Genomic DNA, 16,133 nt, shown 5'->3' on the forward strand with positions numbered 1-16,133 from the left:
TCAGCCAACCTTCCTTGATCTTAGCTCTTCTAACCTACGTTTCATTTCTTCATCATGTTCAGAAGGAGATGATTCCCCTTGCTTCATTCTCTCTTTATTTAAACCATAAGAGAATGAACTTTGTGAATTATCAAGTTCTCCCTTTAATATATCACTGGATGTCTGAACAGTGGATTGTTTTTTCCCAATTTCTCCAGCAGATTCGTTGATTTTATGCTCATTTTCAGATCTTTGTTCCGCTACACGCCGCTGTAACTCATTTTGCGGACCAAATCCCTGCCCTGATTGTTGATGCAATTTCTCCTGATTTTCTCTGAAAGTGTCCTGCATGGCGTTGCCAGGCACCCGCTGCCCTTCGGCATTGACGCCTGAGCGACTATGAGTCATTTCACCCGCCGGGCCTGTTGCCGCCCCCTGCTCTCGTATGATGCCGGAATGGCGGAAGTCCTGATGCGTCTCAGCAGCAGGACCATACAGTTCCCCTTCAGCAGCGCGCCTTCCGGTATCATTATCGCTGGCTGACGCGGTGACTTTTGCCTGATTGTCCCTGAAAGTGTCCTGCATGGCGTTGCCAGGCACCCGCTGCCCTTCGGCATTGACGCCTGAGCGGCTATAGGTCATTTCACCCGCCGGGCCTGTTGCCGTCCCCTGCGCCCGTATGGTGCCGGAATGGCGGAAGTCCTGATGCGTCTCAGCAGCAGGGTCGGACCGTTCCCTTTCAGCAGCCTGCCCTCCGGTATCATTTCCGCTGGCTGACGTGACGATGCTACCCTGCCCGCTTCTTTCCCCTCCGGCTCTGGCAGGACCACCTTCGGCATTTTGTTCAGACCGATCGTATTCAGAATACCTTCCGTAATGACCGTTTTCGCGCTGCCCGTCAAAGGAATGGCTTTCAGTATGCGTTTGCGGAGCAGCCGATGGCTCACTGCTGTATGTTTGCCCTGTCCCCGCAGGAGCAGAACCGGCTGATCCGACAGGTGCACTTTCACTTATTGATGGGACTTGTCCGCCCGGCAGGCTCCCCTGTTCCGTAAACTGATAAGTACCAGTGGCATGGGCGTTGCCTGCTTCAGCCTGGCTATCAGAGCCGTTGACAGGGCTGTAACGAGTTGCGCCATCATTACCTGCAGAGCCTGCTACCTGTTGACTATTGTTAGCTGGCTGGACAATGTGCTCACCACTGAATGCCGCATGTTCACTACCGCTGGCAAGATCTGACCGTCCCTGCTGATAGTCGCCCATAATTTCAGGCTTGAGACGCTCATTCACGAACTCCATCGCTGCTTCGCGCGCCGACGGGGCGCTGGTCAGCATGGACTGAGCCCTGTCACCGTATTTGTTTGCCGCCCAGTCCACAAACTCCTGGGTATAGTTCGTGTCGAGGCTGGCACTCTGGTTCTGGGCCATCGTGGCCATACGGCTGAACTCATTACTCTGGGTCGAACTGGTGGTGTACTGATGGTACTGGCTCTGAGCATCATTGAGCGTGGCCGCCAGCTGCTGAACATTGCTGCTGGCAGCATTCTCGGTATGACTGGAACCATCACTTACGCGGCTGCTGGTAACCATATCCATCCCCTGGCGGAAATCATTAACCGCCTGGCTGTTCTGATCATGTCGCATATCCTGCGTGTGCGATCCTGAATCCTGAACGCCCCGTGAGCTTCCTGTCGTGTGGCGAGCATCTGCGGAAAGATTTCCTTCTGCGCCCCATTTGGCAACGCCGATATTTATACCACCGCCCAGCGTGGTTTTTACACCTGCGGACAGGGAACCCTGATTACTGATATCCATCAGCTTGTTATAGGCTTCCTGCGTAGAAATATTGTTTGCCTTAGCATAGTTCTCAGCCGCCGACATCATCATGCCGGCACCGCGCGACGCATTAGTCGCCAGGCTGTTTTCACTGCCTCTGGTCAGGCTGTCGCTGCTACCGGTCTGGTTAGACATCTGTGAGAGCTGCGACCAGCCACTGGTGACGCTGTGGTTGTAGCCATCAAGCGCCGTCTGAGCCTGAACCTGTGACTGCCGGGCTGATTCCTGGAATCCACTGCTGGCCAGCTGGCTGAGCTTCATGTTCACCGGCAGATTCGACATCGCACCGGAGCCGTCAATAACCGTGTGGCCACCGGCGGTCTGTGTCTGGGTTGAGCCGTTATCCGCCTGCCACGTCTGCTGGCCCTGACGCTGCACCAGGTTCGTGTCCATCTTGTTCTGGCTGACGTTATCCATCGACATGTTGTTAAATGACCAGTTGCCGTCTGCCGTGGTGGCAGCCACACCGGCCGACGTGAACGCTCCCGAACTGAGCATACTCCCTGCCACCTGAGAGCCGATCGCGGCAGCCCCTTTAGTCAGATAGAACGACAGAACCGGGATGGACAATGACAGATAGCCCGCGAGGTTCGCCACATCCGAGTGCTGCAGCGCCACGACATCCCTGTTGGCCAGTACCAGAGGCGTGCCCCCGGACTGACTCTGAAGCCAGTAGTTAGCGGCGTAGTTAAGAATGGCGAACATCACCGGCCACATCTGGAAGTAGATAAATCCACCGACGTAAATCTTCAGGGTGTTCAGGCCAAAAAGCGTGTGGTTCGACACGGCCAGCGCAATCATCAGCGGGAAGAGGCACACCAGGATAAGCATCAGCAGGGACTGCGCAAACGGCAGCGTCCGCGTCGCCAGCTCGTTACCCGCCGCCCAGCTGAGGCGTTGTTTTGTCGCGGCGTTTTCAGTGGCCAGATTAAGCAGGTTGGCCGTATCGGATGAACGTGCGGCAAAACCCTTAACCCCCTGCCGTACAGCACTGTTGGTGATGTTGTTCTTCATGATCTGCGCGGCTGTCATGCCGCCGGAATAGAAGTACCCGTAACTCTCACCCATCGCATTTGAAAGTAATGCCGCGCCGTTCACCTTGTTGCCAAAAACCTTCCGCGTCAGCCAGGTAAAGGTCTGACTGCCCGGATTCACGTCGGTAGTGGCCAGCGTCTTGATTTCTGCTGCGGCCTGCTGACAGGTCAGAAACTGCCGCGTGGTGGACGTCATTTTGAAAATGCCACGCAGCGGACTCGGGTTACTCGTGATAAGCGTCAGCGGGTCAGTCGAATTCAGCAACTGGTTAATCGTGTATTTACCGTTCAGCAGAATGTCGCCAATCACGCAGTTTTCCACGTAGTCCGGCAGCATTTGCGCCAGCTCCGGGTTTTGCGTGGAGAAGTCACTGGTTTCTGCCACAATCTGCGAGCCGAACAGCATCCCGGTCTTGCTGTAGGTCACCGAGTCGGGCCTGGCCATCAGCATGTCATACACCGACGCCATCCTGTACCCGATACTGGTCGTCAGCGATGCGATGGCCGCCAGCCCCACCGGCACGTTATCTGTTTCCCACACCGCAGCCGGATCGGACAGGTCGATGACCTGCACGGAACGTTTCGGTACCAGCAGAATGGATGTAATAACCATGAAGATGGCCAGCCACTGGACAAAAACCATCGGGTTACGTTGTCTGATGAAGGTAAACAACACGGCCAGCACCCCGAAGGTGCCGGCAATACGCATTAACGTGTGAAAGGTATTCTGACCGACGAGAGTGACAACGGCGTCCAGCGCCGTTTTCCACATCCCCCCGCCATAGATAGTGTATATCTCAAGCATCAGCGATCACCCCAGTGATAGTTGCTTTGATAGGAGCCTGAAACGATAGTGGAGACCTGCTGTTGCAGGTACTGCATGTTACGGTCGATACCGTCCAGCGCGTTCTGGTCAGCGGCTGACTGCAGCTTCATGTCGGCCAGCAGTCCCTGCGCGTGAATGACGTTATCACGTAGCTTCGCAGCAGCTTCCTCCGGGAAGTTTTTTCCGGCAAGTGACATACTTGCCTGTTTAACGAGTTCCTGGAGATACTGGATCATCAGGTCCTGCGCGATAAAGTCCGACACCTGCAGCAAATACGTCGCGCTCATTCCCATGCTCTGGGCGTTGGTCAGGTACTTCAGTACCGGCACGGACGTGGTGTTCACAAAGCCTTTTTCCTGATCGGTCAGCGACTTGTCATCAACCAGCTTGTTCTGCATGGAAATCATCAGGTTTTTCACCAGTGTCACCAGGGCGTTTGATTCCGAAATGGTCAGATTAGTAACGACGGGGCCCAGGCAGAGATCAGCCTCATCGCATCCGTAGACTTTCGCCGTTCCTCCGCGCATCAGTACTTTAATCAGGTCGCGGTTATCGACAAGCGGGGTCAGAATGGTGACATCTCCGTCTTTGTTGAAGATGATGGAGCCTACGGTACTCATGACCAGCTCCTTCAGCGCGCGATCGTTACCGAGCAGTCCGTTCTTACTGAGCGTGTCCCAGATGAGGTTCTTGTTTTTCAGCACCTGGTCTTTTTCGGCTTCTCCCGCTCTGGACGTGACGTTGTTCCCCTGTCCCCCGACAGTACAGCCCTGACGCGATGCCGCCCAGTCAGAGAACATATTGGTTTCGCCCGCAATGTCCTGACAGATTTTCTGCTGCGACACCTGCGTCACCGGCCACAGCCCGCCGATAATGCCCTGGGCGGCCTGACACGAACTCATGTTCATGCTGTTCACATCACTGGCCAGCTTCTGCAGAAAATCTTTTGCCTGCTTCAGCTCCGGAACCATCGTCTGCAGGGCAAGGTCGAAGGCATAGCCGGCGGCATTGCTCATGATTTGTTTCACGAACCGCTGAATTTCCTCCCCGCTGATCATACTGAATGCCCCCAGATAGGCATCGATTCCGCCGCAGCCGGCGTTCAGGGAGGGCAGCTGCATCGAGATAAGCTGGACGTTTTTCACGGGGTTGCGCAGGTAGACCGAACCACCTGAGAAGTAGCCGGCCGCCTGTCCCTGCCAGGCCTGCGCCTGAGAGACGTTACCGCTGTAGCCGAGGCTGCCAAAGAAGCCGTTAAGGTCGCCGTTGACGTCGGCCTGTGCCGGCAGCGCCGCCATAAAAAGGGTGCCTGCCGTCATCAGTGTCTTAAGCATGAGGGATCTCCCCACCGCTGCCGTTATGGTTAAGCGACAGACATGTGTTTTTAGTCATTATGTAGTCCGGGTGAATTACTGCTGTGTGGCCTGAAGGCCAGATGGCATGGGGGGCAACAGCGCCGGGTCAGTCTGGTCCATATCAGCCTGGATCAGGCTGGCGTAGCGGTTTTCCAGCGCCGGGATTTCCATAACGCCCTGGGTGAGCGGATAGGCATTCAGCGTATTGACGTTCACCACAAACGCCGTGGGAGTGGCAATCGGCAGACCGTTGCCAAAAAAGGTAATAATTTCATCTGCCAGGGGTGAAGTGCGGTCAGTCTTTCTGGGTATCATCGGATTCGGGAAGGCGACATCACCTCCGCCATCAAGCGTGTAGGGATAGACGCGAATGCCGTGCTGGTCAGCCCAGGCTTTCAGGGTGGGATCAAATTTTGCGCTGTACTGGCAGTGGGACTGCATGAACAGCACCACGGCGTAGTTTTTCATATCAGTCCGGCGGCCGTCCGGCAGCGCCATCAGATTGGCCGGAGAAGTCACGGGAACAGGCGCTTTCCCGGCCGGGGTACGGCTTAACGACAGGCCCGTTTTACCGGCTTCGAGTGCCGCCAGTTCCTCACGGGTGCCGGCGATGGCCAGCACAGGCAGCATCATCAGAAGAAAGAAGAATTCTTTACTCTTCATGACCGGCCTCCGTATTAACCCTGTCATGCTTTCCTGGTCTGAGATGCCGCACGCCGGCATACACAGCCATCACTCCGGCACTCACCCAAAGCCCGTAACTTATCCACGTCAGCAGGCCCTGTGTTAAGGTAACGGACACGGTGATGAGCTGACTCAGGCTGCGCACCACCATGCCCCAGAAGAACAGTCCGGCAAAAAGATTAATGTTCATTATTTTTCCTCCGGAACCATTTCACCGGCAGGGAGGGCAGCTTCAGCTCATTCATCGCTATCCAGTAGAACAGTGAAAACAGTACCGTTATTACGTAAAAGCTGCGGACTGTCTTATCGACCGTTGTCTGCCAGACTTCAGCACTGACGAGAGTCTTTTTACAGGGAACCGCTGTTACCGCTGGTTTCTGAAGTTCAAAAGGCGCTACCGATGGTTTATTCAGATCTAATGGCGCTTTTTTTAGCGGACGCTCACAGACCCATACCTTACCCGCCGGGGCACCGGCGACCAGGTCCCGGGCACTGTCCAGAAAGGTTCCGCTGATCGACGCGTTAAATGACAACACAAGAAAAAAGGCAAACAGGAAAAACGCCGGTACCTTCACCAGACTGAAAAACAGGGCACGCTGAAATGAACGCATGGAGCGCATGTATTTAAAGTTGTTCACGGGGAGACTTCCTCAGAAGTTAGGTTTAAAACCGGTGGAGACGTTCAGGAATCGTTTGGCCAGGTCATCCTGGGTCATAAAGCCCCAGGCCAGTGGTTTAAAGCTGTGACTGGCCGGGTCCACAAGGAACAGCGCCGGGAAATGGCTGACCCCCATCCTCTGTACCTGGCCACTGTCAGGGCGGCTGTCCGGCAGCGACTGCGCCACCTGGCCATCGACAGAAACCGGGATGAGCGAAATATGATGAGTACGGGCAAAATCAGCCACCACACCCGCCATCTGCGTATCAATCGGATCGCTGCCACGGTAGAAGTAAAACATGCCGTACTGCTGTGACAGTTTCGTAATGGCGTCCTGCCGTTGCTGCTGATCACGCGTCTGCACGAAGGGGGCTGTGCTGTTGTAATGTGGAAATTCCAGGTTGTAGTCCAGTTCCGGATGCGACAGCTGTGCGGCCGCAAAAGACTGACTGAACATGGAACTGCGATCGGTCCAGAATTTCTGCCATTTCAGGAACGTCGCTGTGTTTTCCCGTGTCGGATACAGAATGGCGCGGTTAAGCGCCTCCATTGTGTACCCGCGTAACACCTTTGCCTGCTCCTGCGCGGACATTTTGCTCAGGTCCGGAACAGACTGCGGTGCAGGCTGTTCCGGTCTCGCCGGCTTTTCAGGGGAGGGTTTCGGTTCGTTGTACCAGGACCAGCCAGTGAACGGCGATGCCGGCGTCAGTATCTCCTCTGCCAGGGCTGTATGACTGATCAAAGCCAGGATCAGACCGTAAAGAAAGGTTTTCATTTCCCCCCTCCCTGCTGGTTCACCTGGGCGGCGATACGGTCTTTAGCCTGCTGCACCATCGTCCCGGTGTCGGGGATTTTCTGGTTATTCATCAAATCCTCATAGAAGTCTGAGAAGTTGATTTTGTCAAAATCGATGCTCTGCAGCTCCGGCACCGTAATGCCCCGGCAGTCGGGGCTGTCACCGCTGCCGAACCGCACGCCCAGCTGGTCACGGCGGCCCTGCTCCTGGATAATGCGTGCCAGCTTACCGCCAAACACGCAGTAGACCTTGCTTTTTTGTATGCACACGCCGAGCGCCTTGTGATCGCAGCGCTCGCCGACACTTACAGTCACTTTTTTGGCTTTGGCTTTGCCGAGCGCCATTTCATCACTGTTACACTGGGACAGCCCCGCATCCTGACCCCATCCACTGTCCTTGCAACAGTTGGAAAAGCCGGCAAACGCCTTGCGACAGCTCATCGCCTCGCCGGTAAACGCCCTGACATCCACTGAGTCACCCCGCGCATCTTCTGCTGCCGAGGCCAGCCCGGCCAGTTTTGCCACAGCCGTGTCAAAGCCGCTGTCACCTGCGCCGTTTGACTCATCGCATTCACCTGACTGACAAAGGTAATTACCCCCCTGCGCCAGAAGTCGCGCTCGCGCAGGCTGCGGGTAATGTTGCCCGGGTTACTCATCCGGAAACGCACGATGCGCAGGTGGTTACCGACGAACTGGCGTTCCGGTGTCAGGCGTATATCACTGGCGGGTGTGTACGCCGGCATTCGGCTGACCGGGTATTCCTGGTAATCATCCGGCACCTGGCCATTGACCACGGTGCGGGACAGTGCGACCAGGGTTTTCTCGTAAGTCTGTCCTTCTTCCCATGCCTTCGCGTCGTCATTCCTGCGAAGTGGTGGCGACATTGGGGTGAAGCGCAGCGTTTTGCCGCTGCCAGGTTGTGGTCTGACATTCAGGCTCAGTGCGGAGCCGCGGTCAGTCTGGATAAACAGCGTAAAGTTCTGGCCGACGAGCGGAGACAGGATGAGTGCCCCGTTGTCGGTTGTGCTCTGGTCATAGGCACCGGATGGTCCGCTGATGCTGGTAATTAATTCTCCGTCAACCACAACCTTGCTCGGGTTGGTGTTGCTGAGAGTGACGTTAAAGGCGGCGTCGTTCTCGAACGGAATGGCTGCGGGTGCGGCCCAAAGGCCGCTGGTAAAGAATCCCGCTGCCAGAAACACAGCAGCAGCTACCGGTGAAATGCGAAATTTCATTGGCAGTCCTGTCAGTTAGTGGTGGATACCGACCGGAGTTCTTCGAAGCTGTGGAGGTTAATCACACCATTCTCATAACTCAGTTTCAGTCGGTAGGTTTTTTCCTGGTCTTTCAGTGGTGTGGTGATGGCGCCGTTGGTCGTGGAAGACTTCAGTACCCCGCTGTACATCACAGCGTTATCGTTCATGACGCGAATTTCAGTCGTATCAAACCGGGTGGTGATGCCCCCTTTTTTGATACGTTCAGCTTCAACATCCAGGACTTTTTTAAGTTCATCCCGTTCGGCGGAAGGGACGAATCCAAGCAGCATTTTCTGGTTGTTGTCGATATTTTCCGGGCTGACGTTCAGCCGCCAGTAAATGAAGGACGTGGCGAACATGGTCATGCCGGTTGTATCTGCACTGACGGCGTCAGAAGTAAAAGGGTGGTTATATGTCATCGGGGTGGTGATGGTTTTCTGGGTGGTGGCAAAATGCCATGCCAGCGAACCGGTTAATACATTTCCCACGCCCATAACTAAAGCCAGGGAAGAAAGTCCAATAAACGCATAACTGAGTTGTTTATCCCGCTCTCCTTTAATTTTCAGCTTCATGGTAATTACGCTCTCCAGTGCCGGAAACTTGAATCAGGTATCAGGCGAAAGGTTACTTTAAATAACAGAGATGGCAGGTGCCAGTAACAGAAATTAAGTAACCAGTAAGACCCCTGCCCCTTTTTGAGATACCTGACTGCAAACCAGAGGATCCCCGCTATCACTGACAGCTCGACGGACATATTGTTAAGCACCCCCAGAACAACAAGAGGTGCGGTCACAATTAACTCATCGACAGGCAAACCTAAATAGCGTTCCTGCTGATTCAGTGTTTCCGGGAAGTAGTATTTATCCTCTTCCCCGCTCATCATTCAGCTCGCAATACCAAAGGCAACGCGGGTAAAGATGATAGCCATAACGATACCAACGAAAACCAGAGGTGAACGGGCTTTAATATAAATAAATAAGCCCATGATGATTTCAGCGATATAGAACCACTTAACCAAGGAAGAGCCGGAACCAAAGGTGGAATTAACGGTTGTGTTCTGGGAGGATAACAAATCGGTTCCGGTTGCGTGCGCCAGTTTTGTCACAAGCAGCGTAAGCATAATTGCACTTAAAAACCGTGCGACGTTACTTAAATTAATTTTAGCGGAGGTGCGCCGGAAATAAGACGCTACCGCCCGTCCCTTTTTGACAGCAAGGGCATTGCCTGAATGGTTCATGTTTATTTTTTCCTTGAGTAAACAAAAGGTGTGCGCGTAAGTGCTTGTTTACGCGTACGTTATTGTCTCATGACTCTAAAAAAAAAAAACTGTGATCTGCGTCACGTTTTGGTGGATTGTTTAGGAATTATCTGACCAGCAGGTAAACGTACCCTGTATGTGCAGGTATACGACCTGCTGTATCAGGAATTTATCGATATGAAAGTAAAAGAAAATATGTGGGAAAAGCGCGGCAGGCCACGAAAGTTCCGGCCGGGCGAAGCCGTGGAATGGCGGCTTCGTGCGCCGGATAATTTGCTGATGGAGCTTCGCATTTGTGCCCGGGCAGGAAAAAGAAGCGTAAATGACGAAATAATTTCGCGGTTATTATTAACTCTAAATTATCAACCTGGTAAGCCAGTAATAAAAACCGCTGAAGGTGAGAGACTCATTGCACTGGCGGTGAGGTTCGAGGAATGGCTGGGAAACTTACTCGATGATGAGTCTGAAAAGACTGAAGAAAAAAAGAAGCCACTGCCTCGTCAGGAGCAGCTCTGGATGTGGCGCGAGGGGGAGCGGGTATTACTTCCGGGCAAAACTACAGGGTACAGCATGCGTATTCCTGAAAATCTTGCAGAAGAAATCAAGGCGATGGCGAAGGTCCATCACCGCAGCCTGAATGATGAAATGCTGACAAGGTTGATGAATACTCTGGGATATTTTACCGGGCGTATACTTGACCAGAACGAGGATGCACAGGCACTGAAAGTGTTATGTATGGAGTTTGAGTTATTCCTTAAAGATAAATTAAATGAAGTAGAGAAGGCTGGCTCTTCCAGGGATAAAAGCGACGTTCTGTGACGATTGTGGCCGTATGGTTCCGGCCACAAACAATCAATTATCGCCGTTGACAAAATGTCTTGTTTCGGCCTCTTGCTCGGCAGCGTTAATTCCGCTGATAATCATATCGAGCGTCTCTTCAAGCTGGCTTTCGCCTTCTTTCCCTGTCATTTTTAAATACATTTCAGAGAGCAGTGTAGCAATAAGTACAGTTCCTTCCCTTGAGCCGGCTGCCTTTCTGATAAGGTCCCTTCTGTAGCCCTCAAGGTCGAACTGCTGTCCGTCTTCACCATCCCGCTTATAAACAAGAAGCCCCAGACGAATTAGCTCATTGCATGTTGCCGAGATATTTGCCTCTCCCGGATTGGCTCCGTTCTGCAGGTCATGCAGGACAATGTCGCGTACTTCTCGTTCGATTTTATCTTTAAGGTAAATACCTACTCTTCCCATATTTCAGACCTTTTTATGTTAGTGTCGGAACCGACACTACGCATGAATATTTCTGGCGACAGTGATATCGTCAGATTGTACTGTATGGTTTTGAATTCCCGTCAGCTCCAGTTATATACAGTAGTATAATCCTGTACCAGGATGTGAGACAGTGTGACACTGTGTGATATCTAATTCAATGTTATTTATGAATATCTACAATTATACGACACATGTACCACATACCGACACTAACAGGTGTCATAATGCTACGATAGTATAGTGTCGGTATGTACGATAAAAATGGGTCAGATTACTTAATTACGCACAATTTTTAACGCTATCCAGATGAATATAAAGAAAAAATCTGCAAGACGAAGTCTTGCGTGGGGTGTGATGTTTTAAGGGGTGGGTAAAGAGCGGCTGGTAAATACCGGCATCTGGTCAGGCTCGAATATTCCGGCAGAGGAGCAAACACATGCAGCTGAGCGTTCACGCGCGTTTGTAGTGAATAAACTTGATTAAGACGATCCGCCGGGGTATTTTTTACAGCGTCTCCCGGACGGGCTTATATTTCGCTTAAGGCCATAAAATGAAAATATCACTACTGCCTGCCGCTATGATGGTCATTTCACTTTCAGCGGGTGCAGCACCCCAGATGTGCTTTGACCAGGCAGGGAAGGATTACCGGATTGATCCGCTGCTGCTCATGTCAATTTCAATTAAAGAGAGCAGACTCAAACCGGCCGCGATAAATGGATCAAACCGGAACGGAACGGAAGATGTCTGCGGGATGCAGGTCAACAGCTCCCATTACGGGAAACTTAAAAAGTTTAATATTACCCGTGAGCGCCTGTTAAATGATCCGTGTATCTGTGTCTATACCGGAGCGTGGGTTCTGGCGCACAACTTCCGGTCATATGGAAAAAACTGGGACAGCGTGGGAATGTATAATACAGGACCGGGCAAAAAACTCATCGTACAGCGTCGGGCGTATGCTGAAGATATCAGGAATATATACCGCGTATTGCTGGCAAGAAAAACGATCTTTTCACAACGTCCGGCACCTGCTGCGGAAAAGGCAAGCAAGGAAAAGTTAACAGAAACGGCAGCGTTGAATAACACGCAGTAAAAAGCCGCTCAATGGAGCGGCTTAATTTTCAGGCTTTCAGCTTCGCGAATTCCTCAGCCATTTTCCATAACGCCTGATTAAGTTTGATATCACCGTCAATTCCTGTAACTTCGCGCGTTCTTGTCCGGTTGCCTTTCGCCGTTCTGCCGGAAATGCCGCCCCTGATGACATTTTCCTGAATGCGGTTAAATGTGGTCCATAAATCATTACGGTTATCCTCAAACCGGCGATGGCGTATTACCTGCTCCGGCGTAATCGGGGCCTGTTTTCCTTCATACTTATATTCCAGCGCTGCCGCACCCAGTAAATGTTGCTCCGGCCCGGTGAGCTGTATACTGCGCATCAGGTCAATATTCTGATCAACGTTTTCAAATGTCCGCAGCACCTCAAATGCGCCCTCAATAACCTGCCCCACAATATCCCCTTTGTGTGGCACGCTGATTTCGCCAAAATCTTTCCAGGCAACGAGACCATTAGAGCAGACCTGGCGAAACATGCCGGGGATCATTTTATAGCTGCTCGATCCGTCGTGACTGTTCAGCAGAATAATTTCCGGCACCTCTTTACCCTGAATTTGATCGTGGCGGCGAAGACGCAACAGATGTTTTGTGAATTCGCGTTTGTCAGCATTACGCGTACGCGACTGCGTGGCAAAATATGGCTGAAAGCCTTCATCACGCAAACGGTCAAGTAATACGATAGTGGGAATATAGGTATAACGCTCTGAACGGGATTCATGTTTTTCAACGGAAAACGCGCTGGGAACAATACGCTGTAATTCATCGTTAGTAATAGGGCGGTTCATACGAATTGAAGACGGCATACGATAACGATTTGCAAAGCTGACCATAATATTTTCCTCTCAGTTAAAAGTGATATGGTTATGCGGAAATGACACGGTGAAAGTTTTCCAGTGGAAGCGTTGCGGCTACCGGATAACTATTCATGATCCACACTGAAAAATAATCAGGGCAGTTATCATTCATTACAGTGATTTCGTAACTGCCCGCGGGCGGAATAAAGATTTCAGGCTGGGGCTTACCCTCTGTAATCCGTAATACAAGGCAGAATAAATCCACCACCTGATCGACCGTCAGGGGCACAGGAATGCCTGATGTTTTTTCACATCTTCCGGAAGATTCTTGAGCGGCGGTTTTGACGTTGACGTTTTGTGTGTTCATCCTGGTTTTCTCCTGTGGTGATGGTTATCCATCTCCCTGGTGAGTTCTCTCGCGGCAGGGGCAAAGGAGCGACGGCAGCACGGCTGTTGCAAGGGCGCCGCAGGCGCTCTGTTTACCCTTGCAACTGACGGGATGACGGTGCTACGACAGGCCCCCCGCGTGAGAACGACCGGGGCGATGGATGGCGCACGGAAAACGGGCAGGATGAACACACCCGACACGTCGGAACGACGGGGCGACTACAGAGCGCCAGCGGCGCGGTGAAAGCGACGTGACCGGAACGGTCACTGTGAGCGCGGGGTTGACCTTCGCCATCAGACCCTAGCCGCAAGGCCCGAAACCCGCAGGGGTTCGGCGGAGACTGGCGGGTGCGCAGCAGCTGCCTGGCGGAGTGGGGCTTGACGACCGGGCAGCAACGCTGCCCGGGAGCCGAAGGGGGCCATCGCCCTGAAGGTTTTTTTGGTTATGGTCATCACTGAGCAGCAGGTGAAAAAGTTAACACACAAAACACCGGTTAAAACGAACAGCCCGAAGAACATGGCTGATGCCACGTGGAAACACGGCTGAAGGATAAACACTACAGCGGGAAACGGCATGAGCGCCGGAGGCGCTTTTGCCCTTCCCGTTTCCCCGGAGGGGAAGGATGTTTTTGCGGTTGCCCCGATGATCGGCACCGGGGCACTGTGCGGCAGATCAGATCAGCTCTCCGCTTTCCCCTCCGCTTTCCCCTCCGTTTTCCTGCTCATAGTGCATCATGGCTATATTCAGCAAAGCATTAAAACCCTCGATATCCGCATTGCACAGGGTCAGACTCTCCACGTCGGGTGCCATAAATCCGCCACCGTCCGGCAGACGATAAAACTGCCAGAACCCTCCCGTATAGTCGGGGCAGTAGCGGTGTGCGTAGGCATACATGGATGCCTCAGACATCATGAAATCGCCACCAAACAAATCAGGTAAAAACGTCAGGCGCTGCGCACCTTCAAGACGCACGGCATCACAAATTACGGTCTGGTTCATAGATCCTCCACTGTTAACATATTCCCGGTTCCGGCATCGCCGTGACGACACGACAGACCGGCGAAAAGCGGAGGACGCAGGGGCGACGCCGCAAGCCGCAGCGCAAAGCCTTCACGGGCTGAATGCACCGTGAAGGGTGCGAACGGGTGAGCAGTTGTGTTTGATGTCAATCAGTGGCTGTAATAGATGACGAGCAGCAGTAATAGATAAATGCCCGTATACTGGCAGGCGGAACTTAGGCGGTGTAGAGTCCGCTCTATAACGTTTTCTTAATCTCCGTATCACAAACAAAGTTGCCTTGCTAATTACCTCCCTTCTCAAAAGTACTCTCTAATATCCTTTAGGTGCTGATAGACACCAACAAGAGGTACTGTTTAAATATCCAGACAAAAGAATTCCCTCTGGGTTAGATGAGTGATACAGTTTCACCCATAAGACCCCAGGAGGCATTATGTCTGAATTTGAATTGCTGGCGCAGGACCTGCTCGAGAAAGCAGGTACGGAGGAAAAGCTGCGACAGGAAAATGATAAGAAGCTGATCGAGCAGGTACTGGAAATCTATGATCAAAAGTACGTGGCCGAGTTACTCAGAAAAGTAGGCAAAAACGAGTGGAGCCGAGAAACCCTTAACCGCTGGATTAATGGCAAGTGCCCACCAAAGTCGCTGACTTCAGCAGAAGAAACGCTTCTCCGGAAAATGCTACCAGAACCGCCTGCACATCATCCGAACTATGCCTTTCGGTTTATTGACCTGTTTGCTGGTATTGGCGGTATACGAAAAGGTTTTGAGTCAATTGGTGGACAGTGTGTTTTTACCAGTGAATGGAATAAAGAGGCGGTGCGTACTTATAAAGCCAACTGGTTTAACGATGAGCAGGCACACAAGTTCAATCTTGATATCAGGGAAATAACGCTCAGTGATAAACCTGAAGTGTCGGAAACTGATGCCTACGCATACATTGATGACCATGTACCGGATCATGATGTACTTCTGGCCGGCTTCCCATGCCAGCCGTTCAGTCTTGCTGGCGTGAGCAAGAAAAATTCTCTTGGTCGTGCACATGGTTTTGAATGTGAGGCGCAGGGAACGCTTTTCTTCGACGTAGCACGTATTATACGGGCAAAAAAACCGGCCATCTTTGTTCTGGAGAACGTCAAAAACCTGAAGAGCCATGACAAGGGCAAAACCTTTAAAGTCATCATGGAAACCCTTGACGAATTGGGCTATGAAGTTGCAGATTCGGCTGATGTAGGTAAAAACGATCCTAAAGTCATCGACGGAAAGCACTTCCTGCCTCAGCACCGCGAACGTATCGTTCTGGTAGGTTTCCGCCGCGACCTGAATATCCATAGTGGCTTTACCCTGCGCGATATCAGTCGTTTTTATCCGGAACGACGTCCATCATTTGGCGATCTATTGGACCCCGTGGTGGACAGTAAATATATCCTAACGCCGAAGCTCTGGGAGTATCTGTACAACTACGCAAAAAAGCACGCGGCAAAAGGGAATGGCTTCGGTTTTGGTCTCGTCAACCCTGAAAACAAGGAAAGCGTTGCCCGCACGCTTTCCGCACGCTATCACAAAGACGGGTCTGAAATTCTGATAGATCGTGGCTGGGATATGGCCACAGGTGAAACAGATTTTGCAAACGAAGAAAACCAGGCTCGTCGTCCTCGCAGGTTGACTCCCCACGAGTGTGGACGCCTTATGGGATTTGAGAAACCAGACGGCAAACCTTTCCGTATCCCGGTTTCTGATACTCAATCGTACCGGCAGTTCGGTAACTCTGTCGTTGTACCAGTGTTTGAAGCCGTTGCCAAATTGCTGGAACCTTACATTCTAAAAGCTGTTTCTGCTAACGCTGATGAGGGTGAACGGGCCTGAGTAATCT

17 protein-coding genes and 1 pseudogene are annotated in these 16,133 nt (G+C 52.3%); 3 read left to right on the forward strand and 15 right to left on the reverse strand.

The features are described from left to right. The 11 genes and pseudogenes from traG to INT84_RS23545 all read right to left on the reverse strand — a co-directional run bounded on the left by traG (position 1) and on the right by INT84_RS23545 (position 9,660). Positions 1-3,654 (reverse strand): conjugal transfer mating-pair stabilization protein TraG, encoded by a 3,654-nt coding sequence (traG, locus tag INT84_RS23495; protein ID WP_194208703.1) that lies wholly within the window; start codon positions 3,652-3,654, stop codon positions 1-3. Beyond that, the gene (traH, locus tag INT84_RS23500; RefSeq protein WP_194208704.1) at positions 3,654-5,009 is read right to left on the reverse strand and encodes a conjugal transfer pilus assembly protein TraH; all 1,356 of its coding nucleotides are present in this window, start codon (positions 5,007-5,009) and stop codon (positions 3,654-3,656) included. Before traH ends, traG begins: the two co-directional genes overlap by 1 nt. Positions 5,010-5,084: 75 nt before the next feature. Then, positions 5,085-5,693 carry an F-type conjugal transfer protein TrbB gene (gene trbB, locus INT84_RS23505; RefSeq protein ID WP_194208705.1) on the reverse strand — a complete coding sequence of 203 codons (609 nt, stop codon included), beginning with the start codon at positions 5,691-5,693 and terminating at the stop codon, positions 5,085-5,087. Further along, a complete protein-coding gene (locus INT84_RS23510) occupies positions 5,683-5,904 on the reverse strand; it encodes a hypothetical protein (RefSeq protein WP_194208706.1) in 222 nt (73 codons plus the stop codon). Before INT84_RS23510 ends, trbB begins: the two co-directional genes overlap by 11 nt. Further along, a complete protein-coding gene (locus tag INT84_RS23515) occupies positions 5,894-6,352 on the reverse strand; it encodes a hypothetical protein (protein WP_194208707.1) in 459 nt (152 codons plus the stop codon). The genes INT84_RS23510 and INT84_RS23515 overlap by 11 nt, the downstream gene beginning before the upstream one ends. 12 nt (positions 6,353-6,364) lie before the next feature. Then, positions 6,365-7,147 (reverse strand): type-F conjugative transfer system pilin assembly protein TraF, encoded by a 783-nt coding sequence (gene traF, locus INT84_RS23520; RefSeq protein ID WP_194208708.1) that lies wholly within the window; start codon positions 7,145-7,147, stop codon positions 6,365-6,367. Continuing rightward, positions 7,144-7,710: pseudogene (locus INT84_RS23525) on the reverse strand (conjugal transfer protein TraN); the annotation flags it as partial. The pseudogene INT84_RS23525 and the gene traF, both read right to left, overlap by 4 nt. Then, positions 7,605-8,402, reverse strand: coding sequence for an F-type conjugal transfer protein TraK (traK, locus tag INT84_RS23530; RefSeq protein WP_228066437.1), 798 nt, complete (start codon positions 8,400-8,402; stop codon positions 7,605-7,607). The pseudogene INT84_RS23525 and the gene traK, both read right to left, overlap by 106 nt. A gap of 11 nt (positions 8,403-8,413) precedes the next feature. Further along, positions 8,414-8,995, reverse strand: coding sequence for a TraE/TraK family type IV conjugative transfer system protein (locus INT84_RS23535; protein WP_194208709.1), 582 nt, complete (start codon positions 8,993-8,995; stop codon positions 8,414-8,416). Positions 8,996-9,000: 5 nt separating this feature from the next. After that, positions 9,001-9,303 carry a type IV conjugative transfer system protein TraL gene (gene traL, locus INT84_RS23540; RefSeq protein WP_194208738.1) on the reverse strand — a complete coding sequence of 101 codons (303 nt, stop codon included), beginning with the start codon at positions 9,301-9,303 and terminating at the stop codon, positions 9,001-9,003. Positions 9,304-9,306: 3 nt separating this feature from the next. Next, positions 9,307-9,660 (reverse strand): type IV conjugative transfer system pilin TraA, encoded by a 354-nt coding sequence (locus INT84_RS23545; RefSeq protein ID WP_194208710.1) that lies wholly within the window; start codon positions 9,658-9,660, stop codon positions 9,307-9,309. A gap of 198 nt (positions 9,661-9,858) precedes the next feature. On the opposite strand from INT84_RS23545, the gene INT84_RS23550 reads away from it, so the two are divergent. Then, entirely contained in the window at positions 9,859-10,500 is a 642-nt protein-coding gene (locus INT84_RS23550) for an Arc family DNA-binding protein (RefSeq protein WP_194208711.1), read from the forward strand. 33 nt (positions 10,501-10,533) lie between these two features. Here INT84_RS23550 and INT84_RS23555 read toward each other — a convergent pair whose 3' ends face one another. Continuing rightward, the gene (locus INT84_RS23555; RefSeq protein WP_194208712.1) at positions 10,534-10,929 is read right to left on the reverse strand and encodes a conjugal transfer protein; all 396 of its coding nucleotides are present in this window, start codon (positions 10,927-10,929) and stop codon (positions 10,534-10,536) included. Positions 10,930-11,500: 571 nt separating this feature from the next. On the opposite strand from INT84_RS23555, the gene INT84_RS23560 reads away from it, so the two are divergent. Continuing rightward, positions 11,501-12,040, forward strand: coding sequence for a lytic transglycosylase domain-containing protein (locus INT84_RS23560; protein ID WP_194208713.1), 540 nt, complete (start codon positions 11,501-11,503; stop codon positions 12,038-12,040). A 28-nt stretch (positions 12,041-12,068) separates the two neighbouring features. Here the strand turns inward: INT84_RS23560 and INT84_RS23565 are convergent, their stop codons facing one another. The 3 genes from INT84_RS23565 to INT84_RS24360 all read right to left on the reverse strand — a co-directional run bounded on the left by INT84_RS23565 (position 12,069) and on the right by INT84_RS24360 (position 14,241). Next, a complete protein-coding gene (locus INT84_RS23565; RefSeq protein ID WP_194208714.1) occupies positions 12,069-12,890 on the reverse strand; it encodes a DUF932 domain-containing protein in 822 nt (273 codons plus the stop codon). A 31-nt stretch (positions 12,891-12,921) separates the two neighbouring features. Further along, a complete protein-coding gene (locus INT84_RS23570; RefSeq protein WP_228066438.1) occupies positions 12,922-13,221 on the reverse strand; it encodes a hypothetical protein in 300 nt (99 codons plus the stop codon). 693 nt (positions 13,222-13,914) lie between these two features. Continuing rightward, positions 13,915-14,241 carry an antirestriction protein gene (locus tag INT84_RS24360; protein ID WP_194208715.1) on the reverse strand — a complete coding sequence of 109 codons (327 nt, stop codon included), beginning with the start codon at positions 14,239-14,241 and terminating at the stop codon, positions 13,915-13,917. 451 nt (positions 14,242-14,692) lie between these two features. Between INT84_RS24360 and INT84_RS23580 the strand changes: the two genes are divergently transcribed. After that, positions 14,693-16,126 carry a DNA cytosine methyltransferase gene (locus INT84_RS23580; RefSeq protein WP_228066439.1) on the forward strand — a complete coding sequence of 478 codons (1,434 nt, stop codon included), beginning with the start codon at positions 14,693-14,695 and terminating at the stop codon, positions 16,124-16,126. Positions 16,127-16,133: the final 7 nt, after the last annotated feature.

Origin of the sequence: Superficieibacter sp. 1612_C1 (assembly GCF_015234305.1) — a bacterium.
Lineage (GTDB): Bacteria > Pseudomonadota > Gammaproteobacteria > Enterobacterales > Enterobacteriaceae > Superficieibacter.

Excerpts from the sequence above, each read along its gene's own strand:
- traG (WP_194208703.1), bottom strand. The coding sequence starts at position 3,654 with ATGCTTGAGATATACACTATCTATGGCGGGGGGATGTGGAAAACGGCG.
- traH (WP_194208704.1), bottom strand. The coding sequence starts at position 5,009 with ATGCTTAAGACACTGATGACGGCAGGCACCCTTTTTATGGCGGCGCTG.
- trbB (WP_194208705.1), bottom strand. The coding sequence starts at position 5,693 with ATGAAGAGTAAAGAATTCTTCTTTCTTCTGATGATGCTGCCTGTGCTG.
- INT84_RS23510 (WP_194208706.1), bottom strand. The coding sequence starts at position 5,904 with ATGAACATTAATCTTTTTGCCGGACTGTTCTTCTGGGGCATGGTGGTG.
- traF (WP_194208708.1), bottom strand. The coding sequence starts at position 7,147 with ATGAAAACCTTTCTTTACGGTCTGATCCTGGCTTTGATCAGTCATACA.
- traK (WP_228066437.1), bottom strand. The coding sequence starts at position 8,402 with ATGAAATTTCGCATTTCACCGGTAGCTGCTGCTGTGTTTCTGGCAGCG.
- INT84_RS23535 (WP_194208709.1), bottom strand. The coding sequence starts at position 8,995 with ATGAAGCTGAAAATTAAAGGAGAGCGGGATAAACAACTCAGTTATGCG.
- traL (WP_194208738.1), bottom strand. The coding sequence starts at position 9,303 with ATGAGCGGGGAAGAGGATAAATACTACTTCCCGGAAACACTGAATCAG.
- INT84_RS23545 (WP_194208710.1), bottom strand. The coding sequence starts at position 9,660 with ATGAACCATTCAGGCAATGCCCTTGCTGTCAAAAAGGGACGGGCGGTA.
- INT84_RS23550 (WP_194208711.1), top strand. The coding sequence starts at position 9,859 with ATGAAAGTAAAAGAAAATATGTGGGAAAAGCGCGGCAGGCCACGAAAG.
- INT84_RS23555 (WP_194208712.1), bottom strand. The coding sequence starts at position 10,929 with ATGGGAAGAGTAGGTATTTACCTTAAAGATAAAATCGAACGAGAAGTA.
- INT84_RS23560 (WP_194208713.1), top strand. The coding sequence starts at position 11,501 with ATGAAAATATCACTACTGCCTGCCGCTATGATGGTCATTTCACTTTCA.
- INT84_RS23565 (WP_194208714.1), bottom strand. The coding sequence starts at position 12,890 with ATGGTCAGCTTTGCAAATCGTTATCGTATGCCGTCTTCAATTCGTATG.
- INT84_RS23570 (WP_228066438.1), bottom strand. The coding sequence starts at position 13,221 with ATGAACACACAAAACGTCAACGTCAAAACCGCCGCTCAAGAATCTTCC.
- INT84_RS24360 (WP_194208715.1), bottom strand. The coding sequence starts at position 14,241 with ATGAACCAGACCGTAATTTGTGATGCCGTGCGTCTTGAAGGTGCGCAG.
- INT84_RS23580 (WP_228066439.1), top strand. The coding sequence starts at position 14,693 with ATGTCTGAATTTGAATTGCTGGCGCAGGACCTGCTCGAGAAAGCAGGT.